A 24,711-nucleotide genomic window follows, 5' to 3' on the forward strand; every position below is an offset into this window, starting at 1 on the left:
ATGAGCCTTAATTCCCCTGAACTGAATGCAGATAAACAGACCTACGATTTCATTGCGATTGGCATCGGCCCGTTCAACCTCGGTCTGGCCTGTCTGACGGAGCCAGTAAAAGCGCTGAACGGACTGTTTTTAGATCAAAATGACGGCTTTGACTGGCATACCGGCATGATGCTGGAAAGCGCCCATTTGCAGACGCCGTTTATGGCCGACCTGGTGACGCTGGCCGATCCGACCAGCCCTTATAGTTTCCTCAACTACCTGAAGCAGCAGGGAAAACTGTACTCTTTTTACATCCGTGAAAATTTCTTCATGATGCGCAAAGAGTTCAACCAGTATTGCCAGTGGGCGTGCGAACAGCTGACCAGCCTGCAATTTTCCACGCGCGTGGAGCTGGTGACGTGGGACGCGCCAACGCAATGTTACCTGGTGCAGGCGCGTTCGACCCAAGGCGGCGATAAACAGATTTACCGCGCCAAACGTCTGGTGCTGGGCACCGGTCCGTCGCCGTGGATGCCGGCGTGTGCCCGGGAAGCGGGCAGCAACGTTCATCATTCCAGCGCCTACCTGCCGAACAAAGAGCGGATGCAGCGCTCGAAATCCATCACCGTGGTCGGCAGCGGCCAGAGTGCGGCGGAAATTTATTACGACCTGCTTTCAGAAATCGACAAGTACGATTATCACCTGACCTGGGTGACCCGCGCGCCGCGTTTCTATCCGCTGGAGTACAGCAAACTGACGCTGGAAATGACCTCGCCGGAGTACATCGATTACTTCCATGCCCTGCCGATGAGCAAGCGCGACCAGCTGAACCGCGAGCAAAAAGGCTTGTACAAAGGCATCAACATCAGCCTGATCAATGACATCTACGATCTAATGTACACCAAACGCCTCGACGGCCCGCTGAATGTCAATCTCTACACGCACTCGGAGCTGACCGCGCTGACGGGTAACCGCAAAGGCGAGCTGGAGATGACGCTGCTTCACCACGAACAGCAGCAGGAATATCGTCACCAGACGGAATCCGTGGTGCTCGCCACCGGTTACGGTTATCAGCCGCCGCAGTTTATCGAAGGTATTTACAACCGGATTCAGTGGGATGACGCCGGCCGTTACGCCGTCAACCGCAATTACAGCATCGACGCGAACAATCAGATTTTTGTCCAGAACGCCGAACTGCATACCCACGGTTTCGTCACGCCGGATCTGGGCATGGCGTGTTACCGCAACAGTTCCATTATTCGCGAAATGCTCGGCGAGGAAGTCTATCCGGTGGAAAAATCCATCGCCTTCCAGACTTTCTGCGCCCGCAGCCTTGCAGACAGATAACGGAGAAATAACCCATGTCTGAACTTATACCCGCCCCCCTGTTCACCTGCCATCGCGACGCCGGGCAGCTCACATTACGCCCGCTGCATCTGGCAAATGACGCCGCCATCCTGCATGCGTGGATGACGCAGCCTTACGCGCATTTCTGGGGAATGCAAAACAGCAGCGTGGCCGACGTTGATGTTTTCTACCGCGACCTGACTGCCGGAAAACCGCTGGCCGCGCTGATGGGCGAAATCGACGGGCAGCCGCGTTTTCTGATCGAATGCTATCCGGTGCAGGATGATCCATTACGCGAACACTACGACGTTCAGCCCGGCGATATGGGCATGCACATTTTGCTGTCTCCGGCGGATAAACCCGTTTCCGGTTTCAGCTGGCAGGTCTTTTCAGCCGTGATGGAATATCTGTTCAGCCAGCCTGACGTGACGCGCGTGGTGGTTGAGCCGGACGTGCGTAACGAAAAGATCCACAAACTGAATAAGCGCGCAGGTTTCCGCTATCAGAAACAAATTCAACTGACTCATAAAACCGCGTGGCTGGCTTTCTGCCAGCGCGAAGATTTTTTGCAGGCCCGCCAGAAGGAAAAAAACACCATGACTTCATCTCAGCTGCAATCCGGCCAGCATCTGCAACCGGAAATCTGGGCGAAAGCTAATGCCCTGCTGTTACGCAAATGCCTGTCTGAGCTGACGCACGAACGCCTGCTCGCGCCGGTCGCGCTGCAAAATAGCGGCACCTGGACCGATTATCAGCTGGCCGTTCCGGCTTCTGAAATTGAATACCGCTTCCGTGCACGCCAGTTACCGCTGAACGACTGGATGATTGATCTCGACAGCATTCAGCGTCTGGATAACTTCACGCCGCAACCGCTGGATGCGCTGAAATTCATCATTGAATTTGCCGGTCAGATTGGTATTTCACAGGCGATGTTGCCGACCTACATGGAAGAAATCAGCAGCACGCTTTACAGCAGCGCGTACAAACTGGCGAACAATCACACGACCGCAAAACAACTTTCTGAAGCTGATTTCCAGACGGTGGAAACCAGCATGACCGAAGGCCATCCAAGCTTTATCGCCAACAATGGCCGTATCGGTTTTGATGCCGGTGACTACGTGCGTTATGCCCCGGAAGCGGCAAATCCGCTGCAACTGGTCTGGGTCGCGGTGCATCACGACAAAGCTCATTTCGCCAGCGTGGAAGGTTTGCCTTACGAAAAACTGATCGCCGAAGAACTGGGCGATGCGCAGATTTGCGCGTTCACACAGCATCTGGTCGATAAAGGTGTGGATCCGAAAAACTACTACTTCATGCCGGTGCATCCGTGGCAATGGCAGAATAAATTACTGACGGTATTTGCGCCGGACATCGCCCGCCAGTTCCTGATTTACCTCGGTGAGGGCGAAGATAATTATCTCGCGCAGCAATCAATCCGTACCTTCTATAACGCCAGCCGCCCGAAAGCCCGCTATGTGAAAACCGCGCTGTCGATTCTGAATATGGGCTTCATGCGCGGCCTTTCGCCGTATTACATGGCGACCACGCCGGGCATCAACGAATGGCTGGCGGAGCTGGTCGAAAACGATTCCTACCTGCAATCCACCGGCTTCAGCATTCTTCAGGAAGTGGCTTCACTGGGTTATCACAACCACTATTTCGAAGAAGCGATTAAGGGCGACAGCGCGTATAAAAAAATGTTTGCCGCGCTGTGGCGTCAGAACCCGGTGGCTCAGTTGCAACCGAACCAGCGTCTGATGACCATGGCCGCGCTTTTACATACCGACAAACACGGCGACGCCCTGATTGTTGAGATGATCAAATCCTCAGGTCTGGCGACCGGCGACTGGCTAAAGCGTTACATGCACGCTTACCTCAGCCCGCTGTTGCACTGTTTTTATCAGTACGATCTGGTCTTTATGCCGCACGGCGAAAACCTGATCCTGCGTTTCGAAAACAACATTCCGGTTAACGCTTTTATGAAAGATATCGCGGAAGAAATTGCCGTGATGAACCCGGATGCGCATCTGCCGGAAAAAGCCAAACGACTGGCCGTTGACGTGCCGGAAGAGCTGAAAATCCTGTCGATCTTCACCGACGTGTTTGCGGGTGTGTTCCGCTTTATCGCCCGTATCCTGGAAGAAAACGGCAATTATCCGGCCGGTCAGTTCTGGCAGGTAGTGGCGGAAGTGGTCCGCGATTACCAGATTCAGTATCCGGAGCTGGCAGAGAAATTTGCCCGTTACGACATGTTTGGCGCCGAGTTCACGCATTCCTGCCTGAACCGTCTGCAACTGGCGAATAATCAGCAGATGATCAACCTGTCGGATCCGGCGCAAAACCTCAAGTTTGCCGGGACGCTGGAAAACCCGATTGCGGCCTATGCGAATAAATACTGAGTCCCGCACTTAAGCACGTTTTTTAGCGCGGCCTGAGAGGGTCGCGCTTTTCTGATTTTTGAGCAATGGAGAAGTCTTGCTATGTCGTCCGTTTCTGAACCCGCCTCTCAGCTGAGCTGGCGTCAGTGGCTGTTTCCGCTGTCGCTGGTGATGTTCGAATTCGCCACCTATATTGCCCACGATATGATTCAGCCGGGTATGCTGCAGGTGATCAGCGACTTCAGCGCCAGCGCCGATTGGGTTTCCACCTCGCTGACCGCCTATTTGTGTGGCGGAATTCTTCTGCAATGGCTGCTCGGGCCGCTCTCTGACCGGCTGGGGCGCCGGCCGGTTTTGCTGACGGGCGTGGCCTTTTTCACCGTCACCTGCTTTCTCACGGTATTCACGCAAAGCATCGAACAATTTATTCTGATGCGTTTTTTACAGGGCATGAGTCTGTGCTTTATCGGCGCGGTAGGTTACGCCGCCATTCAGGAAGCGTTCAGCGAAGCCCTGAGCGTAAAGCTGATGGCGCTGATGGCCAATATCACGCTGATCGCGCCGCTGCTCGGGCCGCTGGCGGGTGCGGCGTTCATTCAATACGCGCCGTGGAAAGCGATGTTTGCGCTTTTTGCGCTGATCTCCGCACTGTCATTCTGGGGCCTGTGGCGCAGCATGCCGGAAACGGCGTCAGGTCGTGACGGGCGTTTCTCGATGCGCCGCTTACTGGCGGATTACCGCGAAGTGTTCACCAATACTGGCGTGGTCACCGGCTCGTTATCGATCGGGCTGATCACGTTGCCGCTGCTGGCCTGGGTGGCGCAGTCGCCGGTGTTGCTTATTCAGGACGCGGGTATGACGCCGTTACAATACGGCTGGCTTCAGGTTCCGGTATTCACAGGGCTTATCACCGGCAACGTTGCGCTGAGTAAACTCAGTGGCAAAGTGCATATCCGCACGCCGGTCTGGCTGGGAATTTTGCCGATTGTGCTCGGACTTTGCATCAGCGCTTATGCGGCGCTGTTTATGGTGCATGCCTGGTACTGGATAACGGCGGGGCTGAGCCTGTATGCGCTGGGCTCGGGGCTGGTCAATGCCGGGCTTTACCGGCTGACGCTGTTCTCCAGCCCGACGGGCAAAGGCACGGTAGCGGCGGCCCTCGGGCTGATCACCATTGTGGTTTTTGCGACAGGGATTGAACTGGCGAAACAACTTTATTTCGCACAGGGCTACGGCATTTTCATGCTGGCTGGTTTGCTGTCCGGTACAGCGGGAACACTGCTGATTGCGCTGTTTCTGAAACGCGCGGTAAAAGCAGGATAACAAATACAAAAGAGGCTGAGTATTTGCTCAGCCTCTTTCATCTGTCCGATATTTGACGCTTACTTTTTCGGGAAAAGCTCTTTGCGGGAATACGGCTCCGGTTCACCCGGTTTGCGCGTTTTCAGCAATTTCAGGATCCAGGTGTATTGCTCAGGGTTAGGCCCGACCAGCAATTCCACCTCTTCATTCATACGGCGCGCAATCTGGTTATCGTCAGCCGTCGCCAGGTCATCCATCGGTGGCCGCACAAAAATGTCCAGACGTTGCTCTTTGCCGTTATACACCGGGAAAAGCGGAACAATCTGCGCGCGGCAAACTTTCATCAGACGCCCTACCGCAGGCAAAGTCGCCTTGTAGGTTCCAAAGAAATCAACGAATTCGCTATGTTCCGCGCCGTGATCCTGATCCGGCAGATAATATCCCCAGTAACCCTGACGCACGGAGCTGATGAACGGTTTGATCCCGTCATTTCGGGCATGCAAACGCCCGCCATAGCGGCGACGCACGCTGTTCCACAGATAATCCGTCAGCGGATTTTTCTGGTTATGGAACATGGCAGCCATAGGCTGACCGCTGGCCGCCATCAGCATCGCCGGGATATCCACAGCCCAGCCGTGTGGCACCAAAAAAATCACATTTTTGCCTTCGCGCTGCATCTGGTCGACAATTTCTTTGCCGTGCCAGTGGATACGCTGGGTGATTTTTTTGGGGTCACGGAGTGCCAGTTCCGCCATCATCACCATTGACTGCGGCGCGGTAGCAAACATTTCGTCAATGATATGTTCGCGCTCCGCTTCCGGCGTTTCAGGCAGGCAATACAGCAGGTTGATTTGCGCGCGACGACGTGCGCCTTTGGCAAACTTTCCGGCCAGACGGCCCAGACTGCCTAAAATCGGATCGCGGACTTTCGCGGGCAGATAAGCCATACCGGCCATCGCTCCGACGCCCAGCCAGACGCCCCAGTAGCGCGGATGGTAAAAGGCTTTCTGAAATTGCGGAATAAATTCTACGGATGATCGTTTTTCTTTTTCTGGCTGCATGCTCAGGCTCTTATGACAAATTCTGGTTCAATGATAAGTGCCGTGAGTTATTTTGCAATAAATCACGGCAGCGAATCAGTAAAACCTGAGGTTCAGTCCAGCTTCAGCTGAGGGACGACTTCGCGGACGGTTGCCAGGTAAGTACTGCGATCTTTACCTGTCAGCCCTTCTGTACGAGGCAATTTGGCAGTCAGAGGATTGACGGCCAGCTGGTTAATCCACATTTCGAAATGCAGATGCGGGCCGGTTGAACGGCCAGTATTACCGGAAAGCGCAATGCGGTCGCCACGTTTCACTTTCTGGCCCGGTTTCACCAGCAGTTTGCGCAGGTGCATATAACGGGTCATGTACTGGCGACCATGACGGATAGCGACATAGTTACCGGCCGCACCCCCGTTTTTCGCGACCACCACTTCGCCGTCGCCCACAGCAAGCACCGGCGTGCCGACAGGCACCGCAAAATCGACACCACGGTGTGGCGCCACACGGCCCGTTACAGGATTCAGACGACGCGGGTTAAAGTTAGAGGAAACCCGATACTGTTTACCGGTCGGGAAACGCAGGAAACCTTTCGCCAGCCCGCTGCCGGTGCGGTCGTAGAATTTACCGTCTTCGGCACGCACGGCGTAATAATCTTTGCCGCCGGAGCGCATATGCACAGCCTGCAATTCGCTCTGCTCGTTTTTCCCTTCCAGCACTTCATGGGACATCAGCACCGCGAAATCATCGCCTTTCTGCAATTTACGGAAATCGAGCTGCCACTGGAGCGCTTTGATAACCGCGCTGACTTCACCGCTGGTGAGCCCGGCCGCTTTGGCGCTGGTCACGAAACTGCCGTTCAGCGTGCCTTTAATGACCGAGTCTTTCCACTCGCCTTTCAGGGTTTCCAGTGAAGATTTGAAGGTATTGCCGGAGCGGTCAAATGTGAACGTTTCACGGCGGGATTTCTCCCACGTCAGGCGCTGTAAATCGCCCGCATCGTTTAACGTCCATGACAATTGCTGGCCGATTTTCAGGTTACGCAAATCACGGTTAGCGTCCGAAAGCGCAGCAATTTCAGACATATCAATACCGTACTGATTCAGAATGCTGCTGAGGGTATCGCCGGTAGAAACCACGTATTCATGAACGCCCGCTTCGTTCGCAGTTTTATCGTCCAGATCGTCCTGAGGAATATCATCGTCAGCCGGAGGCGACTGATCGATAGGTTCACTGGCTTCGGGAAGCAGCGAACGCAATTGCTGGTTATCTAACGTGATGTTTTTAACCAGCGGTTTGGTGTCGGAAAGGTCATTGTCCGGGTGATAGGCTAACGGTTTCCAGACGGCGACGGCCAGTGTGACGACGGTCAGCGACCCCAGCATAATGCGGTGGGGCCGTGGAAGGTTGCTATACGCCAGAGCGATAGATCGGGCTATCAGCTGCACTTAAATTCTGTCCTTTTAGCTTACTTCAGGCAGCTCAAATACTGGTTCGTCAGCTGTGACAGGAAATTCACGTAGCTGTCCGCGCCCAGTACAATGCCGCTCCCCAGCGGATCCAATGTGCCCATACGCACTTTTGTTCCCTGGGCAACAGCCGTTATGACGGCCGGCCTGAATTGTGGCTCAGCAAAAACGCAGGTCGCTTTTTGCTCAACCAACTGTGTTCGAATGAGATGTAAACGCTGTGCGCCAGGTTGTATTTCGGGATTGATCGTGAAGTGACCAAGTGGCGAAAGGCCGAAGTGTTTTTCAAAGTAGCCATAGGCATCGTGAAAAACAAAATATCCCTTACCCTGAACAGGTTGCAGAATACTACCAAGGTTTTTGTCAGCTTTTGTCAAGCCCTCTTCAAAATGCGACAAATTTGCATCTAATTGTTGCTTTTTCTGCGGCACGAGCTGCACGAGTTTGTTATGGATGACAATGGCGGTCTCACGGGCGATTTCCGGCGACAGCCAGACGTGCATATTGTATTCGCCGTGATGATGGTCCCCGTCGTCATGATCGTGGTCATGTTCATGTTCATCATCATCGCTGCCTTTGATCAGCATCGGTTTCACCGCCGGAAGCGCGGCGATTTCCACCTGACGGTTCGGCGGCAACTGCGCGACCGATTTGGTCATAAACGCTTCCATTTCCGGCCCCACCCACACCACCAGATCCGCGGTCCGCATACGCTGAATATCCGAAGGTCGCAGCGCAAAATCATGCGGCGACGCGCCATCCGGCAATAATACATCGGTCGGCATTACGCCGTCGGCAATGGCGGCGGCAATAAATCCCAGCGGACGAACGGAGGCCAGAACGGCGGCCTGAGCGCTGTAAACCGCACCGGAACTGAGGATTGCGGCTGCCAGTAACATCCGTTTAACGCTTTTTTTCTGTATCATGCGGGGTGAACTCATCTTCGTGTTGGGGGAAAACTGGTTATTTTTCGCGAAACGCAATATTATAACATCCGATTTGTTCTGCAAGACCCTATGACATGCCCACATTAGCTACGCTTCAAAATATCTCGGTAACTTTCGGTTCTCGCCGCGTGCTGTCCAACATATCGCTGAGCCTGCAACCCGGAAAAATACTGACCCTGCTTGGCCCGAATGGCGCAGGGAAATCAACGTTAGTGCGCGTTGTGCTTGGCCTGATTGCGCCAACAGAAGGCACGATGACCTGCGAGCCGGGTTTACGGATCGGCTACGTTCCGCAAAAAATTCATCTTGATCCGACGATGCCGCTGACCGTCAGTCGGTTTATGCGCCTGAAACCGGGCGTGAAGAAAAGCGACATTTTGCCTGCGCTGAAGCGCGTTCAGGCGGCGCACCTTCTCGATCAGCCGATGCAAAAACTGTCCGGCGGTGAAAACCAGCGCGTTTTACTGGCGCGTGCGCTTCTGAACAGCCCGCAGCTTCTGGTGCTTGATGAACCGACGCAAGGTGTGGACGTCAACGGCCAGGTTGCGCTGTACAACCTTATCGACAACCTGCGCTGTGAGCTTGGCTGCGCCGTCCTGATGGTGTCGCACGACCTGCATCTGGTGATGGCGAAAACTGACGAGGTTTTGTGCCTGAATCAGCATATTTGCTGTTCCGGCTCGCCGGAAGTGGTGTCCACGCATCCTGAATTTATTGCGATGTTCGGCAACCGGGGCGCGGAGCAACTGGCGATTTACCGCCACAACCATAATCATCGCCACGACTTAAAAGGGAAGATTATTTTGCGCAACACCGGAGGTCGTGACGCATGATCGCGCTGTTATTACCCGGCTGGATCGCCGGTGTTTTGCTGGCGATTGCCGCCGGTCCGCTGGGCTCTTTTGTCGTCTGGCGCCGTATGTCCTATTTCGGCGATACGCTGGCTCACGCATCCCTGCTCGGCGTCGCATTTGGGCTGCTGCTCAACGTTAATCCATTTTACACCGTCATTGCTGTGACTTTACTGCTGGCAGTTTTACTCGTGGCGCTGGAACGCAAACCGCATCTGGCCGTCGATACCCTGCTGGGGATTATGGCGCACAGCGCATTATCACTCGGTCTGGTGGTGGTCAGCCTGATGTCCGGCGTTCGCGTCGATCTGATGGCGTATCTGTTCGGTGATTTGCTCTCGGTAACGTACAGCGATATCTGGATGATTGCCGCCGGCGTTACCATCGTGATTGCGGTACTTTGCTGGCAATGGCGGGCGTTACTGTCCATGACCATCAGCCCGGAACTGGCGCATGTCGATGGCGTAAACCTGCAACGTTCGCGGATTATTCTGATGCTGGTCACAGCGCTGACAATTGGTCTGGCGATGAAGTTTGTCGGTGCGCTGATCATCACGTCGCTGCTGATTATTCCTGCCGCCACGGCGCGCCGCTTTGCGAAAACGCCGGAACAGATGGCGTCAGTCGCCATTGTGATTGGCATTGTTGCCGTCACCGCGGGGCTTACGTTTTCGGCTTTCTACGACACACCGGCGGGCCCGTCCGTGGTGCTTTCCGCCGCCGTGCTGTTTATGCTCAGCCTCGGCAAAAAGCAGATTGCCTGACGGTAACATCATTGCAGAAACGCCTGTAAAAACGGACGCCCTGAGCGTCCGTTTTCATTTGTATCTTCTTTATTATTCTTTTTGCGCCCTCGCCGCCTGCCTCGCCTGACGCCAGTGCAGCACCGGCGACACCGTCAGTCCGTGGATCACCACGCTGGCAACAATCACCGTAAAGGCAATGTTGGCCATGTAATTGGCTTCTGCGCCGTGCAGTCCGTGCGTCCAGGCGTAAGCGATGTAATTCATACTGCCGATCCCACGGATACCAAACCAGCCAATCATCAGCCGCCGTCCGTGCGGCACGCGGATGCCAAGCGTCGTGAGATAAACGGCCAGCGGGCGGACAACGATAAACAAAATCGCGGCGATCAGCAGGCCCATTGGTTCCCAGTGTTCCGCCAGCGTAATCCCCAGCACCATCACAATCCCGGCGGCAAACAACCGTTCGATGGTATCGCCGAATGAGAGTGCATCGCCAACCATCAGCCCGATAGAATTTTGCGGCATTTCCGCCTGCATATTGTGGCGCTGATGCGGATTCACCATCCCTTCCGCTGGCGGTGGACGCCGCCCTTCTTCCAGATCTTCCGGCGGATGCAGCGACACCACGCGCACCTCGGCGCTGCGCAAACCGACACCCGCTGCAAAAGCCGCCAGAAATCCGGACGCATCAAGGCTTTGCGCGGCGGCATAACTCAGCGCAATCAGCGCCAGCGCAAGAAAATCACTCGGCGCAACCGTCCGCTGTCTGCTGTGAAAACGTGTGGCGCTCAGCCCGACCAGTTTCCCCATCGCAAAACCAATCCCCAGCCCGCCGAGCAGTGCCCAGACCACATCGCGCCACGCCCAGTGCCAGATGGCTTCTGATGACAACCCTTCGTGCGCGGTAAATAACATTAACGCCAGCATCAGAACCGGCAACGCCGAGCCGTCATTCATTCCTGCTTCGCTCGACAATGCAACCCGCAGGCCGTCATCGTCATTCGCATCGTTGACCGCAATCATGCTCGCCAGAACCGGATCCGTCGGCGCGATAATCGCCCCCAACGCCAGCGCCAGTGGCCAGGACATTCCGGTGATATAATGCGTAATCACGGTCACGCATAACACCGTCAGCAGCATCGCCGGGAACGCCAGCACCGCGCCGACGCGCCAGCTTTGCGAACGGAAAGGCAACCGGAGCTTGAGGCCGGTAATAAAGAGCGAAGCCGCCATCGCGATTTCAGTAAAGCGCGCGGTGAGCGTTGAATACACTACCAGATCGACATGAAGTAAATCTAAAACCCAGGGGCCGCAGACAATCCCCGCCGCCAGATACAATCCAAAAGTCGTCACCGGTCCGCGGGAAATCCATCCCGACGCCAGTGACATAATCAAGAGCAATCCTCCGACTGCCGCTGTCCAACCTAAAAATCCCATGCGTAACCCATAATAAGTATTGATCTCTTAAGCTTAGTACATGTCATCAACTGGGTGATTTTTCAGATAAAGTGCATCGGGCACAAATCGCGCGGCGCGTCTGTTACCTGTACGCTAAAATGAATTTTTATCCTGAAAAAAGGTTGCACTGAAATTGATTAAATACAGCGTGTTATACCCAAACATTGAAAACGGCTACTTTGATCACGATTACTATCGCGACGTGCATCTGCCGCTGATCAAAAGCCGTATGGGTGAATATTGTCATTCTTACTCTGTCGATAAAATCCAGGCGGGCGCACCTGCTGATACCCCGTTCATCGCTGCCTGCCATATTTACTGCCATTCGATGGAAGATTTCGCTAAAGGCATGGAGGGAAATGTGGAGGATTTCGTGGCAGACGTGGCGAACTTTACCAATATCGAAGCGGTGAAGATGATTTTTGACGTGGTTGTCTGACCGGCATTTTTTCATCACATAAAACGCTTCGCGCCGTCAACGTTTATCGATAAAACAATAAGTCAGAATAGAGGTTACACCTTGTAAAACTTTATTCTGCTTATTAAAGTTTTTTTGCGGGCTGCGCGCTATTTTATCCGGTGTTATTGACTACGATTAAATAACCTAATCACCGTATGAAAGCACCATCATGGATACAAAATCGCGGCGTCAGCTCACTGTATTAAGAAAACAAAGTAAGAAGGAACACGAAGAACTGCTGGCAGACCCCGCTGACTGCGAGCAGGAGAAGACTTTCGGTCAGCGCATGGCCGATGCAATTACCGGCGGTATCGCTACCTGGACTTTCATACTCATCCAGACTGCTATTATCATCGGCTGGACGACTTATAATATTGCGATTAAAAAAACTGGATTCGATCCCTACCCGTTCGTTTTATTAAACCTGTTCCTGTCATTCCAGGCGGCATATACGGCTCCGGCAATTATGATGAGCCAGAAACGCCAGAATATTAACGACAGTCGCCGCGCCGAAATGGAATCCAACGTCAACGTTAAAACCGACCTTGAACTCTATGCGCTGCATGAAAAAATAGATGCAATGAAAGATATTGAAATCGCCGAATTAAAGAACAGTATCCGCGAATTAATGGAAGAGTTACGCAAAATGCCTTCCACAGTCCCTAAAAGTGCCTGACCCTTTTTACTGATAAAGACGGTCAGAGTGGCCGTCTTTATGATCGTTTTAACGCAAGTTTCTTCAGCAGAAATTACTTCGTCAGTAACCGTTTGATAGGAGCACTCGGTTCGCGCCTGATGGTATGTAAAAATACCTGCGCCTTGTCGTTGACCGCATACTCCGCCGTCACACCAAAATCCTGCACCATGGCCCACTTTTCAAACATCTCAGGGTCACTTTCACGCATAAACCATAGCATTCTGATTGCCGTTACGGCCACCTGAGGAATTTGTGTCACTGTGCCGTTTATCCACTTGTTTAAAGTGCTGCGTGGCAACCCCAGCAGAATACACAACGCGGGTTGTTCGATTCCCAGCCGCTGAACATAGTCCAGGAAGTCATTTGCGTTATCTGCCATCCACTTATCTCCCGTTTTATAAACCCCGAACATTGTACAAGAATCCCGTAGATATTTCATCCCGTCGCTATTCGCTACGAAAATCCCTATGTTTTTACATTTCAGACACGTCGATTTGTGTCCATTAGCTACAAATAAGCGCGCTAAGTGAAACATCTTCATGTAGCGCTATAACTTTACGTTTCTTGACATAAGTCAAATGACCGGTGAATGCGTGAAGCAAGTCACATTCACGGCATGTATGATTTTCGAAAAGAGACAAAAACAGCGTTCTGATAACGCTTCTTATTTGTCGCTAACAGATACTTATTTCAATGTCGGAAAAAACTCATGAACGCTCAGGTAACAGAACGCAACGCACAAATCATTGCTGCTTACACAGCAGGGAACATTAATAAAACGGAATTGGCGCGATACTTTGGTGTGTCCGCTTCTACAGTACGGAGAGTTCTGGCGGGAATTGTGATGGGAATGACTGCAGCCTCAGCTGCACATGCTGATCTGTTACAGGATTACACAAAACAGGGATATCAGAGTTTTGCTGACAGCTGGATAAATATGACCACAAGTCAGCAGGAAACAGTACGTGAAGGGCTTCGTAACGAGGGGCATGAAAATCTTTTATTGGATCTTGGAAACAAACTTGACCAGCATGCTTCCGAACCAACTCCGCACCTTGACGGCGACCATGGAAGTTCAGAAGCACAGGCAACCAAACGAGCTCTGCAGTTGAAAAAAGAAAAGTTCGTCGCTCAGCAATCTGCTGAAGTTGCAACTTATCAGCACAATGATCCAACGGACATCCCTGTAGATACTCAGGTGAGTGATCAGAGCGACCCTTCTTCCGAAAAAAATCCTGCAATTCAGACCGTACGGCAAGTCACTTCAACACCTGCTCAACGACCGGTTGTCAAACAAGAAGTTCGCTCAACGTATTACGACAAGCAAATCACTGCCCTGAATGCTGAAGCCGAACAAAATCACTCTGAAGTATTGGCTGAATCACACCGTCGCGCGGTGGGTGATGCGAATACCCTGAGTCAGGCAAATGATTACACCAACAAAAGATTCAACAACCTGAAATCGGAGGTTGATGGCAACAAGAAAGAAGCGGCTGCGGGTTCTGCTTCTGCCATGGCTCAGGCCAACATCCCTCAGGTGCAGGAGTCGCAGCAATTTGCAGTCGGTGCCGGTGTCGGTGGTTACGATTCACAGAATGCACTGTCCGTCGGTGCTTCATTCCATGCAAGCCATTCAACTATCGTGAAAATGTCGGTGTCTGACGATTCACAAAGCAACGTCGGCTACGGCGCTGGCGTGAGTGTCGGCTGGTAACAAATTCAGGGAGACTCGTCTCCCCTCTTTCTCTTCAGGTAAATCAAAATGAAAAAACTTTTAGTCATTGCCGCCCTGACCCTCCTCGCCGGCTGCTCCACCCAGGCATCCAGAATGGCGGACTGTCAGTCGCAGGGCATATCTAAAGATACCTGTTATATGGCGGAACAGAACCGTCAGACTGCAATTCAGAGTGCAGCGCTGAAGCAGGCGATGGAAAACTCGGAGAAGCAATATGCTCAGGCCACTAAGAAAATTGTGCATGCCCGCATTAAGGGGATAGATGTCAAAATCTTTCCCGCAGATAAACAAGGGTACATCGAAGGGACTGCCGCATACCTTGATGAAGATAACGCGGATGCTCAGGTTTATCGCAAAGGTATTTTCACAGCGATTTATTACAAGCGTACCCATAAGCTGGTTTTAATGCGTAACGGACAGATTTACGGAAGGACGCCGATATGAAAAAACACCACACCGACCAGTTCAAACATCTTGCGCCCGAGCAGCAGTTTACTTGCCTGAAAATGTTGCAACGTGTTGAAGAAACACCCTTGTCTCACGGTGTCACTGGCGTTGCGGTGTCGGTGATAATGAAAGATGGTCATACCGCCACACTCAGTAAATTCATCGCTCAACCGGATGAAGTCTCAGTACTTGTCAGCTGGGAAAAAGAAAGAGAATAATGCGCTCTGACTACCTTTTATATGCCCCCCTGCGCCTGCCAAAACTGCACTTCTATCCTAGTATGTAGAGGTGCGAAATACGCCTTGCCTGCATCATTGCCCTAATTAATTGACGAGCCTGTTCAAAAATTTGCGTTTGTAACTGACTGCCTGTGCGCAGACGATGGAGTCTCTTGCTCACCACAACCGCCGTGCTGGCGGAGGAGTTAATGTGGGATTTTTAAGCGGATTGTTCGCCCGTATTGCCGGTCAGAAACCGGAACAAAGTACGGAACAGACATCACCTCAACAGGAGTTTAAAATGGCAAAAGTACTGGTTCTTTATCATTCTATTTACGGTCATATTGAAACCGTGACCAAATAACTTAAAAATTCGATAAAGTTCATCAAAGACCGCTTTGCATAACAGATAGTTAGAAACAGTAAAAATCTTCAATCATGAACTGTGGCGAACTTTGGCGCTAATTTTTGTCCCATGGGTGCCCCATAACTCGTTCCATTAATTTACTGTTCCTTCTGAATTAGACTCCATCATTTCAAATCATAGGTAAGCTGCTCCGGCTTTTTGTTTACTAATCTGTGCGAGCCGCAATTCAAACTTAAGTCAAATTATCCGTGTAAGTACCGTTCTGCTTGCATTAACATTAGCCATACTTTCAATAAGGAGATTTGAAAATGGCAATTCCTGCTTATCTATGGCTTAAAGATGACGGCGGCGCTGACATCAAAGGTTCAGTTGATGTAAAAGATCGCGAGGGAAGTATTGAGGTTGTGGGATTTAGCCATGGCCTGAACATCCCCGTTGATGGGAACACCGGGAAAATAACAGGTACTCGCTCTCATTCACCAATGATGCTCGAGAAGGAATTCGACTCTTCAAGCCCGTATCTCTACAAAGCTGTCGCAAAAGGCCAGACTTTAAAGTCTGCGGAGATCCGCTGGTACCGCATCAATGACGCGGGTCAGGAAGAAGCGTATTTTATTATGACGATCGAAGGCGTGAAAATTACCGGCGTGAATCCGGGAATGCCAAACGCTAAAATGTCAGGAAATTCTCAGATCAACCACATGGAATCTATTTCCATGATGTACGATAAAATCACCTGGCGTTATGTAGATGGTAACGTGCAATACACCGATGACTGGAACGATCGTGGATAACAAATGGGGCGCTATGCCCCATATTTAACCTTTAACCAACGCCCAACTAGCAAGAGCATCCAATATGCGGAAACTGTAAGCAATATGGTTATAGTGACGCATATCGGCATGCTATAACCGGCGTCCGCAGGTAGGAATTTGTCATAATCCACGACAGTGAGAAAAATTAAGAAAAGAGCGGTCACGACCAAAACTCTCAGCCCCATTCCCAAAATCCCTTTAGTTATCTCAGTAATATGCTTTCCAGCCGTTTTATCTCGCATTTTTTTAAATGGTATGAATTGGACTATCACTGAAAAAACAATGATGGATATCACAGCGTTGAGAATAATGACGGCATAATCAAATACGTCATAAATATCTTCTGGTGATGATGGTGTCGAAATCCAACCCGCTACCCTCATCGCAGTTTCATTGCTAATTATGGGGGCATCACCAAACAGAATATAAAAACCTTTGGAAATGGCGGAGAACAACACCAGAAAGCCGAATAGACGCAGGAATTTACGGGCAAGTGGTGCCATTAGCTATTACCTCAATAACGCCATATGTCATTAAATTTTTCATGCATGGAACAAGAACCTTTGATGTTCTGAGGATTGCGTTGCGTAGTAGCTCAAAATCTGACTGATGCGGCAAAGTGATGCAACCATCTGAAATTTGTCCAGGGTGTAACCTAAAGCCGCCTCGTTCAACGGCATCTATCCATGTTGAGTCGTCAATACCCATATCATCGCGATACAGAGCAAACCATTTACTATGATCCACTGGATAATAAAATGCGCTTTTATACGTATCCACCCCCCAGGCGCGAACCCTGTTTGCCATACTGCCTTTGACACGATCTACAATGTAATACCGCCCGGCGGGGAGCGGACCATTTCCTGCGATTTTGCCGCACCCACCTCGGTTTCTGTATGCACCATTGCCAGAAAACGCCATGAATGTTCCAACACCCGGAAACGACAGCGGCGAATAATCGGCATCGTTAATGACGAACTTTCCCTGTAAAGCCATAAATACCTCTCACATTAATTTTACTTAAGTGGCGATATTACAATTTTGTCCTGATGAAGTGTAGGGTTTAAATGCACAAAAAATTGTCAAATTCGTCCGCCGTTCTGTCGTTAATTTGGATGTTAGCGAAACCGTTTTTAGCTTAATGCTTTACAGATATTAGCTATTGCCGGGCTGCCTAACATTCATTATGAATCATCACAATTATTCACACTGAAATTAACAATATTGCAAACGATCGGTGAAAACGATCGATAACAATAAAACGATCGGTAATACCCATTTGATTACTGTGCCTATTATCGTCAATCTTCGCGCACATTAACCGCTTGCGAAATTTACAAGATGCTGATTGCTAAACTGTTAGGATGGGAAGAAGGCTCAATTATAGAATACAGGGAATGCTATGAGCAGTTTGGTGGTAATTTTTCCACTCATCCCGACGCAGTCCAAACCCAAAATGATATGTTGAATTTAGGGGCTCGTTATTTTATTCGCACGAATGGCAGAGGAGATAAACAGGGAGGAATTTGTGTATGGGATGGAAATATGCTTGCAAATGACTACGATTCAGACCGTCTTACACAATCATTGGCACTTCCGGTGGCTAAAGATGAACTCATTTTACCCATCAGTAGGAGCAGCCATATAATACTGCCATTCAAAAGCAAGATAATCTCGTCTAAACATAGCTCAAATATAATTAACTCAACCTTTTCAATTAATGCGAAAAGGCGTATTTGTGTGGCGAAAGATATTGGCAAACTCTCCGTTAAAACGAGACAAAGCCGTAAAAGAGAATATAAAAAATTCATCGAGAGCGGCGGGAAGGTACACCGCGTTGAAGACTTCACCACATCGGAACTCGTTGAAATTTACTCCACACTGTTTTTCAAAAGAAGGTCAAAGAAAATGAAGAACAAAAGTGAATTGATAAATTTCCTCGAATGTCTAAAGCCTCATATTTTCGGATGCATACTATTTATAGATGACTCCCCTGTAGCGTTTCAGCTAATAATGAAGGCTGAAAGTCTGGAAATAATTTCATATGATTATATTAATATTGGCTTAGATACTTCGTATTCCAAACTCTCTCTTGGAACCTTGATTACATGGTTGAATCTTAACGACGCCAGCAGGGAGTGCCAAAGGAAAGAAAAGGAAATGAGATTTTCCTTCGGCAGACCAACTGCTGAGTATAAAAATAGATGGTGTACTCTGGAATTCGTGGGCAGAATTATAACGCTCTAAACACAAGGTCGGAGACTGGCAGAATGAATCCGGTGATAATCACATGCACGGAATATCGTCAAACTCATCTGTCGAGGCATCATTGATAATGTGTAACAATGCCGACAATGATTGTCTCCTCCCCTTCAAAGTCGCCCCCCTCGATCAATGTTTCCATGTCCGGCTGATCCAGAGACTGTAAATCGAGCGCACAGATGGTGTTTAACGTTTACGGCAGCTGGATGCCGGAAAGCAGTGCTGAGCAGGTAACAATGCTGAATCAGAAGCTAAGCAACTAAGCTCCATCTGTGCCCCAGGAGGTAAATGGTGTTGTATAAAACAGGCTTAATTCCCCTAATTAATTGACGAGCCTGTTCAAAAATTTGCGTTTGTAACTCATGCGTTTTGGGCGGACGATGAACTCTCTTACTCATGACAGGCGCAGGAGTAAAAGTGGGATTTTTAAGTGAATTTTTCGCCCGTATCACCGGCGCTAAAACCAGTCCGGCTACGGTAAAAACATCACCTCAACAGGAGTTTAAAATGGCAAAAGTACTGGTTCTTTATCATTCTATGTACGGTCATATTGAAACAATGGCGCAGAGTGTTGCAGAAGGCGCACGCAGCGTTCCAGGTGTTGAAGTCACGATAAAACGCGTTCCTGAAACGATGCCGGAAGAAGCCTTTAAGGCTGCCGGTGGCAAAACCGGTCAGACGGCGGAAGTCGCCTCCCCCGCAGAACTTGGCGATTACGATGCCATCATTTTCGGCACACCAACCCGCTTTGGCAACATGACCGGCCAGATGCGCACTTTCCTCGATCAAACGGGCGGCCTGTGGGCCAAAGGCGCACTGGCAGGAAAAGTCGCCAGCGTATTCAGTTCCACCGGCACCGGCGGCGGCCAGGAAATGACCATCACCTCCACCTGGACCACACTTGCTCATCACGGCATGATCATCGTGCCAATCGGCTACACCACCCCTGAATTGTTCGATATTTCACAGGTCCGCGGCGGGACGCCTTATGGCGCGACCACTATCGCCGGTGGCGACGGTTCACGTCAGCCAAGTGCAGAAGAGCTGCGGATTGCCGTGCATCAGGGTAAACACGTGGCGACCATTGTCAGTAAACTGGTCAGTTAAATAAACGCATAAGATAAGGCGCAGAAGTGTGCGCCTTTCATTCCTTTTCGTAAGCACCTCATCACAAGCTCCTTTAGTAGGTTCAGCACTCTTTCCACGACTAAAAAAAACGGCCCTTGCGGACCGTTTTGTCTTGAGCGGAGATTACGCCGGTTTTACTTATTTACCACGCGATGCAATGATGTTTTCTGCAACATTGCGCGGTGCTTCGGCATAGTGATTGAACTCCATGCTGTAGGTTGCACGACCTTGCGACATCGACCGCAAAACGGTGGAATAACCGAACATTTCCGACAGAGGAACTTCGGCTTTGATAATTTTCCCACCACCGCCTGCTATCTCCTCCATGCCCTGCACCGTACCGCGACGCGACGACAAATCGCCCATCACGCCACCGGCGTACTCTTCCGGGGTTTCCACTTCGACTTTCATCATCGGCTCGAGGATAACCGGATCTGCCCGTTTAGCTGCTTCTTTGAAACCAAAGATGGCCGCCATTTTGAACGCCATTTCCGAAGAATCGACCTCGTGGTATGAACCGAACGTCAGCGTCACTTTGACATCGACCACCGGATAACCGGCCAGAATGCCGTTGTTCAGCGCTTCCGTGACCCCTTTTTCTACAGCGGGGATATAGTCGCGCGGCACCACGCCACCTTTAGTCGCATCGACAAACTCAAAGCCTGTGCCTGCCGGCAAGGGTTCGAGCGTAAAGACCACATGACCGTACTGACCTTTACCGCCAGACTGACGCACAAATTTCCCTTCCACATCTTTCACCGTTTTGCGCACCGTCTCGCGGTACGTGACCTGCGGTTTACCGATGTTGGCTTCCACGCCGAACTCACGTTTCATGCGGTCAACGATAATCTCCAGATGCAGTTCGCCCATTCCGGAAATGATCGTCTGGCCGGATTCCTCATCAGTCCGGATGCGGAACGACGGGTCTTCTGATGCCAGTCGTGACAGCGCGATGCCCATTTTTTCCTGGTCAGCCTTAGTCTTCGGCTCGATGGCTTGCGAAATCACCGGATCCGGGAATTCCATACGCACCAGCGTGATAATGTCGCTGGGGTCACACAGTGTTTCACCTGTCGTCACATCTTTCAGGCCCACACAGGCCGCGATATCACCGGCACGGATTTCATCTATCTCGATGCGGTCGTTGGCATGCATCTGCACGATACGCCCGATGCGTTCTTTCTTGCCGCGCACCGGGTTGTAGACGCTGTCGCCTTTTTTCAGCACGCCGGAATAAACACGGACAAACGTCAGTTGCCCGACATACGGGTCGGTCATCAGTTTGAACGCCAGCGCCGAGAACTTCTCGTTATCGTCGGAATGACGGAACACTTCGTTGCCGTCCTCGTCCGTACCGGCAACCGGCGGAATATCCAGCGGAGACGGCATCAGTTCAATCACAGCATCAAGCATGCGCTGCACGCCTTTATTCTTGAACGCGCTGCCACACAGCATCGGCTGGATTTCCCCGGCGATGGTGCGCAGACGCAGACCTTGGGTAATTTCATCCTCCGTCAGCGTGCCTTCTTCAAGATATTTATCCATCAGCGCGTCGTTGGCTTCCGCAGCAGCCGAGACCATTTTCTCGCGCCACTCTTCCGCCAGCGCCTGCAACTCTGCCGGGATCGCTTCATAGGTAAAGGTCATACCTTGTGTCGCGTCGTCCCACAAAATGGCGCGCATTTTGCGCAAATCCACCACGCCGGCGAAATGCTCTTCTTTACCAATCGGAATAACAACCGGTACCGGATTGGCTTTCAGGCGATCCACCATCATCTGGCGGACACGAAAGAAATCTGCGCCCTGGCGGTCCATTTTGTTGACGAACGCCAGACGCGGCACTTTGTATTTGTTGGCCTGACGCCAGACAGTTTCAGACTGCGGTTGCACGCCGCCCACGGCGTCATACACCATCACCGCACCGTCGAGTACGCGCATGGAACGTTCCACTTCAATAGTGAAATCCACGTGCCCCGGCGTGTCGATAATATTTATGCGATGCTCATCGAACGAGTGATCCATCCCGCGCCAGAAACAGGTGACAGCAGCAGACGTGATGGTAATGCCGCGCTCCTGTTCCTGAGCCATCCAGTCTGTGGTCGCACCGCCGTCATGCACTTCTCCCAGCTTATGGTTCATGCCGGTATAGAAAAGAATACGCTCGGTGGTGGTGGTTTTACCTGCGTCGATGTGTGCTGAGATACCGATATTGCGGTAGCGCTCGATTGGCGTTTTGCGAGCCATATAACGTCCTTACTGGTTGATGGCTAAGTTGGCGGAGAGTGGTTTTCACGTCCCGTCACAAAGTAATGAGTACTAAACTTCTTAGTGCGGAGAGTATACTACAATTGTACGTGTATATTCGTACAATTAATTTATTCTATCGATGAAATTGGTCAGAGGCCGTCGCGTTGTACAGCAGCAGAGGGATAGGCTATATTGCGCGGCCGCGTTAACACACGTCTAAGTAAGGAAAGTCCGATGATAGCCAACCACCCTGAACGCGAGCAGATCCGTCTCGAAAATGTGCTGACTGCGCTGGGAAATCCGCTACGTCTGGCGGTGATCCGCACCTTAGCGAAAGGCGGTGAACACCCCTGCGGCACCCTTTTGCAGGGCTTATCGAAATCGACGCTGACTCACCACTGGCGCGTGTTGCGTGACAGCGGCGTGATCTGGCAGCGTCCGGACGGACGCGCGAACTTACTTTCCCTGCGCCGTGAAGATCTGGACGCCCGCTTCCCCGGCCTGCTCGATTGTCTGCTCAGCGCCATCGAATCCGACGGCATTACCGTCGAATCCACGCAAAAACACATCTCCGAGCAACACCTTTAATCTCCGGCCAGCTGCTTTCTGACCAGCTGACAAAACGTACTTATTATAGACGATGCATGGCTGTCTTCCCGCCGTGCGAGATATAACGGCGCGCTGAGCCGCGTACTGGCATCCAGCGGCAAAAACACCACGCCGTCGCCGCCGAGCCGCGTCATGGACGCCGGAACAATCGAAATCCCCAGCCCCGCGCCGACCAGACTCAGGCACGACGTCAGCCGTGGCGCTTCCTGCACAATATGCGGGCTGAATCCGGCGCGGACATACGCCGCAAGTATCGCATCGTACAACCCCTGCCCGGCGCGGCGACGGTAAAGCACAAAGGGTTCGTTGCTCAGTTCTTCGAGTTTCAGCGGCTGACCGGAAACCCGCGCAGCCAGCCGGTGTCCGGCGGGAACAGCGACCCACATTGGCTCCTCCAGCACCTTTTCCATCTCCAGCTCCGGCATGTCTTTGACCGGCATGCGCACAAACGCCACGTCAAGTTGCCCGGCCACCACGGCTTCCAGCAACTCGCCGCTGCCGCTTTCCTCAAGCTGCGTGCTGACAGACGGATAAATCTCGCGATACCGGCGTAACAGCGCGGGCACAAACGTATGTAATGCCGCCGAACTGGTGAACCCAATCCGGATGCGCCCCTGTTCGCCCTGTGCCGCGCGGCGCATCGCTGCATTCAGTTGCTCCGCCCGCGCCAGTACGGCGCGCGCTTCCTGCAACAACACCTCACCGGCTTCGGTCGGGATCACCCCGCGCGGCAAACGCTGCAATAAAGGCACGCCGAAATCCTGCTCCAGCCCCTGCAACAGGCGCGTCAATGGCGGCTGCTGAATAAACAATAGTTCGGCAGCGCGGGTAATACTGCCGGCTTCCACCACGGTGACAAAGGCGTTAAGCCGTTTCAGTTCGATCATTGCCATACTCACAGGGTATCTATCCGCGTTATTAAAGGCATTAGACATCATGTCACGACTGCGCGCATGATCCGTAACGAAATTTACGCCTCTGGCGGCTTTGAATTACATTTGAGGGAGAGTGTCGAGATGGCCGATTACACGCAGGAAAAAATCATGCTCAGTACCGAAGACCAGACTGCGCCCGCACCCGATTGCGGACAACTTTTCATGGGCTTTTTCATTTTGGGTCTGACGGGCTTTGGTGGCGTACTGCCGATGGCACGGCACATGCTGGTGGATAAACGCCGCTGGCTGACCGCTGCACAATTCACCGAATTGCTCGGGCTGTGCCAGTTTTTGCCCGGCGGTAATATCATCAATTTGTCGGTCGCATTGGGGATGGAATTTCGCGGGCTGCGCGGTGCGCTTTCCGCCATTCTCGGACTTATTCTCGCGCCGACGATTTGCGTCGTGCTGCTGGGTCTGGTCTATGCGCGTTATCAGAATGAGCCGCTGGTAGAACATCTGTTCGCCGGTATGGCCGCGGCGGCGGCGGGATTACTGTTATCCACGGGACTCAAAATGCTCGCGCCGCTGTGGGGAAAATGGCTGCAACTGGCGCTGGTCGCCGCGGGCGTCATCGCCATCGCCGCGTTCCGTATCCCGATGCTGCCGGTCATGCTGGTGCTGGCACCGGTCAGTATTTTTATCTGCGCAAGGAGTAAATACTGATGGCCGTTTTACTCTCACTCGCCCTGCTGTTTACCGAGCTTTCGCTGCTGGCGTTTGGTGGCGGAAATACCATTCTCCCCGAGATGCAGCGCGCGGTTGTGGATATCCATCACTGGATGAGCGCGCAGGAATTCAGCGCCCTGTTTGCCCTGGCGCAGGCCGCGCCGGGCCCGAATATGATGATCGTGCCCCTGATTGGCTGGCAGGTTGCCGGGTGGTCCGGGCTGCTGGTTTCTTCGCTGGCAAAATTCGGCCCGTCTTCCATCGTGACAATTATCGTCATGGGCGGCTGGAAGCGTTACAAAGATAAACCGTGGCGTCAGCTTATTCAGCGCGGGCTGGTGCCGGTCACCGTCGGGCTGGTAGTCTCCAGCGGATTGTTAATCGCCAAAGCCTCCGCCACCACAATGACCCTCGCCGGTGTGATTGCGCTGTGTACCCTGATGGCGCTTAACAAACGCATTCACCCGCTGTGGGTACTGGCGGTGGGCGCGGTATTGGGGATGGTGCTGGGCTGAATTATTTTACGGGGCGCAATGCCCCTATCCCCTGAGGATTTTTATTTGCGAACCCGGTCGCAATATCCAGCCCGCAAATAGGTTATTGAT

26 protein-coding genes are annotated in these 24,711 nt (G+C 52.0%); 17 read left to right on the plus strand and 9 right to left on the minus strand.

The window, feature by feature from the left end; all coding sequences use genetic code 11:
* From M2403_RS07605 to M2403_RS07615, 3 genes are all read left to right on the plus strand, one after another.
* Positions 1–1,326: a lysine N(6)-hydroxylase/L-ornithine N(5)-oxygenase family protein gene (locus M2403_RS07605; protein ID WP_259228855.1), complete on the plus strand. Its 1,326-nt coding sequence runs from the start codon at positions 1–3 to the stop codon at positions 1,324–1,326.
* 14 nt (positions 1,327–1,340) lie between these two features.
* On the plus strand, positions 1,341–3,725 hold the full coding sequence (locus M2403_RS07610) for a GNAT family N-acetyltransferase (RefSeq protein WP_259228856.1): 2,385 nt from the start codon (positions 1,341–1,343) through the stop codon (positions 3,723–3,725).
* 81 nt (positions 3,726–3,806) lie between these two features.
* Positions 3,807–5,027, plus strand: a complete 1,221-nt coding sequence (locus tag M2403_RS07615; RefSeq protein WP_259228857.1) for an MFS transporter — start codon at positions 3,807–3,809, stop codon at positions 5,025–5,027.
* A 59-nt stretch (positions 5,028–5,086) separates the two neighbouring features.
* Here M2403_RS07615 and lpxM read toward each other — a convergent pair whose 3' ends face one another.
* The 3 genes from lpxM to znuA form a co-directional block, all read right to left on the minus strand.
* Complete coding sequence (gene lpxM, locus M2403_RS07620; RefSeq protein ID WP_259228858.1) at positions 5,087–6,067, minus strand: lauroyl-Kdo(2)-lipid IV(A) myristoyltransferase; 981 nt, start codon at positions 6,065–6,067, stop codon at positions 5,087–5,089.
* Positions 6,068–6,159: 92 nt separating this feature from the next.
* Positions 6,160–7,494 (minus strand): murein DD-endopeptidase MepM, encoded by a 1,335-nt coding sequence (mepM, locus tag M2403_RS07625; RefSeq protein ID WP_259228859.1) that lies wholly within the window; start codon positions 7,492–7,494, stop codon positions 6,160–6,162.
* A gap of 20 nt (positions 7,495–7,514) precedes the next feature.
* Complete coding sequence (gene znuA / locus M2403_RS07630; protein WP_259228860.1) at positions 7,515–8,441, minus strand: zinc ABC transporter substrate-binding protein ZnuA; 927 nt, start codon at positions 8,439–8,441, stop codon at positions 7,515–7,517.
* 95 nt (positions 8,442–8,536) lie between these two features.
* Between znuA and znuC the strand changes: the two genes are divergently transcribed.
* Both znuC and znuB read left to right on the plus strand, forming a co-directional pair.
* Positions 8,537–9,295 (plus strand): zinc ABC transporter ATP-binding protein ZnuC, encoded by a 759-nt coding sequence (gene znuC / locus M2403_RS07635; protein ID WP_104921747.1) that lies wholly within the window; start codon positions 8,537–8,539, stop codon positions 9,293–9,295.
* Positions 9,292–10,077 carry a zinc ABC transporter permease subunit ZnuB gene (znuB, locus tag M2403_RS07640; RefSeq protein ID WP_152327050.1) on the plus strand — a complete coding sequence of 262 codons (786 nt, stop codon included), beginning with the start codon at positions 9,292–9,294 and terminating at the stop codon, positions 10,075–10,077. The genes znuC and znuB overlap by 4 nt, the downstream gene beginning before the upstream one ends.
* Before the next feature lie 72 nt (positions 10,078–10,149).
* On the opposite strand, the gene M2403_RS07645 is transcribed toward znuB, so the two are convergent.
* The gene (locus M2403_RS07645; RefSeq protein WP_259228861.1) at positions 10,150–11,496 is read right to left on the minus strand and encodes a sodium:proton antiporter; all 1,347 of its coding nucleotides are present in this window, start codon (positions 11,494–11,496) and stop codon (positions 10,150–10,152) included.
* A gap of 154 nt (positions 11,497–11,650) precedes the next feature.
* On the opposite strand from M2403_RS07645, the gene M2403_RS07650 reads away from it, so the two are divergent.
* Both M2403_RS07650 and M2403_RS07655 read left to right on the plus strand, forming a co-directional pair.
* Positions 11,651–11,956, plus strand: coding sequence for an EthD family reductase (locus tag M2403_RS07650; protein WP_259228862.1), 306 nt, complete (start codon positions 11,651–11,653; stop codon positions 11,954–11,956).
* A 190-nt stretch (positions 11,957–12,146) separates the two neighbouring features.
* Positions 12,147–12,653: a DUF1003 domain-containing protein gene (locus M2403_RS07655; protein WP_152327047.1), complete on the plus strand. Its 507-nt coding sequence runs from the start codon at positions 12,147–12,149 to the stop codon at positions 12,651–12,653.
* A gap of 73 nt (positions 12,654–12,726) precedes the next feature.
* On the opposite strand, the gene M2403_RS07660 is transcribed toward M2403_RS07655, so the two are convergent.
* Positions 12,727–13,053: a hypothetical protein gene (locus M2403_RS07660; protein WP_152327046.1), complete on the minus strand. Its 327-nt coding sequence runs from the start codon at positions 13,051–13,053 to the stop codon at positions 12,727–12,729.
* A gap of 330 nt (positions 13,054–13,383) precedes the next feature.
* Here M2403_RS07660 and M2403_RS07665 point away from each other — a divergent pair, with 330 nt between their 5' ends.
* From M2403_RS07665 to M2403_RS07685, 5 genes are all read left to right on the plus strand, one after another.
* Entirely contained in the window at positions 13,384–14,388 is a 1,005-nt protein-coding gene (locus M2403_RS07665) for a YadA C-terminal domain-containing protein (protein ID WP_259228863.1), read from the plus strand.
* Between the two features lie 48 nt (positions 14,389–14,436).
* Positions 14,437–14,853 carry a hypothetical protein gene (locus tag M2403_RS07670; RefSeq protein WP_152327045.1) on the plus strand — a complete coding sequence of 139 codons (417 nt, stop codon included), beginning with the start codon at positions 14,437–14,439 and terminating at the stop codon, positions 14,851–14,853.
* Entirely contained in the window at positions 14,850–15,074 is a 225-nt protein-coding gene (locus M2403_RS07675; RefSeq protein WP_152327044.1) for a hypothetical protein, read from the plus strand. Before M2403_RS07670 ends, M2403_RS07675 begins: the two co-directional genes overlap by 4 nt.
* A gap of 163 nt (positions 15,075–15,237) precedes the next feature.
* Positions 15,238–15,438 (plus strand): hypothetical protein, encoded by a 201-nt coding sequence (locus M2403_RS07680; RefSeq protein ID WP_259228864.1) that lies wholly within the window; start codon positions 15,238–15,240, stop codon positions 15,436–15,438.
* A 311-nt stretch (positions 15,439–15,749) separates the two neighbouring features.
* Positions 15,750–16,235: an Hcp family type VI secretion system effector gene (locus tag M2403_RS07685; protein ID WP_259228865.1), complete on the plus strand. Its 486-nt coding sequence runs from the start codon at positions 15,750–15,752 to the stop codon at positions 16,233–16,235.
* Positions 16,236–16,246: 11 nt separating this feature from the next.
* Here the strand turns inward: M2403_RS07685 and M2403_RS07690 are convergent, their stop codons facing one another.
* Both M2403_RS07690 and M2403_RS07695 read right to left on the minus strand, forming a co-directional pair.
* Positions 16,247–16,759 carry a hypothetical protein gene (locus M2403_RS07690; protein ID WP_208952469.1) on the minus strand — a complete coding sequence of 171 codons (513 nt, stop codon included), beginning with the start codon at positions 16,757–16,759 and terminating at the stop codon, positions 16,247–16,249.
* Positions 16,740–17,252, minus strand: a complete 513-nt coding sequence (locus M2403_RS07695) for a DUF2778 domain-containing protein (RefSeq protein WP_259228866.1) — start codon at positions 17,250–17,252, stop codon at positions 16,740–16,742. The genes M2403_RS07690 and M2403_RS07695 overlap by 20 nt, the downstream gene beginning before the upstream one ends.
* Before the next feature lie 345 nt (positions 17,253–17,597).
* On the opposite strand from M2403_RS07695, the gene M2403_RS07700 reads away from it, so the two are divergent.
* A complete protein-coding gene (locus M2403_RS07700) occupies positions 17,598–18,503 on the plus strand; it encodes an antimicrobial resistance protein Mig-14 (RefSeq protein ID WP_259228867.1) in 906 nt (301 codons plus the stop codon).
* A gap of 522 nt (positions 18,504–19,025) precedes the next feature.
* Positions 19,026–19,625 carry an NAD(P)H:quinone oxidoreductase gene (gene wrbA, locus M2403_RS07705; RefSeq protein ID WP_015689874.1) on the plus strand — a complete coding sequence of 200 codons (600 nt, stop codon included), beginning with the start codon at positions 19,026–19,028 and terminating at the stop codon, positions 19,623–19,625.
* Positions 19,626–19,784: 159 nt separating this feature from the next.
* Here wrbA and fusA read toward each other — a convergent pair whose 3' ends face one another.
* Entirely contained in the window at positions 19,785–21,890 is a 2,106-nt protein-coding gene (fusA, locus tag M2403_RS07710; RefSeq protein WP_259228868.1) for an elongation factor G, read from the minus strand.
* A 237-nt stretch (positions 21,891–22,127) separates the two neighbouring features.
* Here fusA and M2403_RS07715 point away from each other — a divergent pair, with 237 nt between their 5' ends.
* Positions 22,128–22,481: a helix-turn-helix transcriptional regulator gene (locus M2403_RS07715; RefSeq protein WP_152327037.1), complete on the plus strand. Its 354-nt coding sequence runs from the start codon at positions 22,128–22,130 to the stop codon at positions 22,479–22,481.
* On the opposite strand, the gene M2403_RS07720 is transcribed toward M2403_RS07715, so the two are convergent.
* A complete protein-coding gene (locus tag M2403_RS07720) occupies positions 22,478–23,395 on the minus strand; it encodes a LysR family transcriptional regulator (protein WP_195815358.1) in 918 nt (305 codons plus the stop codon). The genes M2403_RS07715 and M2403_RS07720 overlap by 4 nt on opposite strands.
* Before the next feature lie 123 nt (positions 23,396–23,518).
* Between M2403_RS07720 and M2403_RS07725 the strand changes: the two genes are divergently transcribed.
* Complete coding sequence (locus M2403_RS07725) at positions 23,519–24,103, plus strand: chromate transporter (RefSeq protein WP_152327198.1); 585 nt, start codon at positions 23,519–23,521, stop codon at positions 24,101–24,103.
* Positions 24,103–24,621, plus strand: a complete 519-nt coding sequence (locus M2403_RS07730) for a chromate transporter (protein ID WP_152327036.1) — start codon at positions 24,103–24,105, stop codon at positions 24,619–24,621. Before M2403_RS07725 ends, M2403_RS07730 begins: the two co-directional genes overlap by 1 nt.
* Positions 24,622–24,711: the final 90 nt, after the last annotated feature.

Source organism: Rahnella sp. BIGb0603 (assembly GCF_024808755.1).
GTDB lineage: Bacteria > Pseudomonadota > Gammaproteobacteria > Enterobacterales > Enterobacteriaceae > Rahnella > Rahnella contaminans.

Bases quoted from the DNA above. Each gene is read 5' to 3' on its own strand.
- M2403_RS07605 (WP_259228855.1), top strand. From the start codon at position 1: ATGAGCCTTAATTCCCCTGAACTGAATGCAGATAAACAGACCTACGAT.
- M2403_RS07610 (WP_259228856.1), top strand. From the start codon at position 1,341: ATGTCTGAACTTATACCCGCCCCCCTGTTCACCTGCCATCGCGACGCC.
- M2403_RS07615 (WP_259228857.1), top strand. From the start codon at position 3,807: ATGTCGTCCGTTTCTGAACCCGCCTCTCAGCTGAGCTGGCGTCAGTGG.
- lpxM (WP_259228858.1), bottom strand. From the start codon at position 6,067: ATGCAGCCAGAAAAAGAAAAACGATCATCCGTAGAATTTATTCCGCAA.
- znuA (WP_259228860.1), bottom strand. From the start codon at position 8,441: ATGATACAGAAAAAAAGCGTTAAACGGATGTTACTGGCAGCCGCAATC.
- znuC (WP_104921747.1), top strand. From the start codon at position 8,537: ATGCCCACATTAGCTACGCTTCAAAATATCTCGGTAACTTTCGGTTCT.
- znuB (WP_152327050.1), top strand. From the start codon at position 9,292: ATGATCGCGCTGTTATTACCCGGCTGGATCGCCGGTGTTTTGCTGGCG.
- M2403_RS07645 (WP_259228861.1), bottom strand. From the start codon at position 11,496: ATGGGATTTTTAGGTTGGACAGCGGCAGTCGGAGGATTGCTCTTGATT.
- M2403_RS07655 (WP_152327047.1), top strand. From the start codon at position 12,147: ATGGATACAAAATCGCGGCGTCAGCTCACTGTATTAAGAAAACAAAGT.
- M2403_RS07660 (WP_152327046.1), bottom strand. From the start codon at position 13,053: ATGGCAGATAACGCAAATGACTTCCTGGACTATGTTCAGCGGCTGGGA.
- M2403_RS07665 (WP_259228863.1), top strand. From the start codon at position 13,384: ATGAACGCTCAGGTAACAGAACGCAACGCACAAATCATTGCTGCTTAC.
- M2403_RS07670 (WP_152327045.1), top strand. From the start codon at position 14,437: ATGAAAAAACTTTTAGTCATTGCCGCCCTGACCCTCCTCGCCGGCTGC.
- M2403_RS07675 (WP_152327044.1), top strand. From the start codon at position 14,850: ATGAAAAAACACCACACCGACCAGTTCAAACATCTTGCGCCCGAGCAG.
- M2403_RS07680 (WP_259228864.1), top strand. From the start codon at position 15,238: ATGGAGTCTCTTGCTCACCACAACCGCCGTGCTGGCGGAGGAGTTAAT.
- M2403_RS07685 (WP_259228865.1), top strand. From the start codon at position 15,750: ATGGCAATTCCTGCTTATCTATGGCTTAAAGATGACGGCGGCGCTGAC.
- M2403_RS07690 (WP_208952469.1), bottom strand. From the start codon at position 16,759: ATGGCACCACTTGCCCGTAAATTCCTGCGTCTATTCGGCTTTCTGGTG.
- M2403_RS07695 (WP_259228866.1), bottom strand. From the start codon at position 17,252: ATGGCTTTACAGGGAAAGTTCGTCATTAACGATGCCGATTATTCGCCG.
- M2403_RS07700 (WP_259228867.1), top strand. From the start codon at position 17,598: ATGCTGATTGCTAAACTGTTAGGATGGGAAGAAGGCTCAATTATAGAA.
- wrbA (WP_015689874.1), top strand. From the start codon at position 19,026: ATGGCAAAAGTACTGGTTCTTTATCATTCTATGTACGGTCATATTGAA.
- fusA (WP_259228868.1), bottom strand. From the start codon at position 21,890: ATGGCTCGCAAAACGCCAATCGAGCGCTACCGCAATATCGGTATCTCA.
- M2403_RS07715 (WP_152327037.1), top strand. From the start codon at position 22,128: ATGATAGCCAACCACCCTGAACGCGAGCAGATCCGTCTCGAAAATGTG.
- M2403_RS07720 (WP_195815358.1), bottom strand. From the start codon at position 23,395: ATGGCAATGATCGAACTGAAACGGCTTAACGCCTTTGTCACCGTGGTG.
- M2403_RS07725 (WP_152327198.1), top strand. From the start codon at position 23,519: ATGGCCGATTACACGCAGGAAAAAATCATGCTCAGTACCGAAGACCAG.
- M2403_RS07730 (WP_152327036.1), top strand. From the start codon at position 24,103: ATGGCCGTTTTACTCTCACTCGCCCTGCTGTTTACCGAGCTTTCGCTG.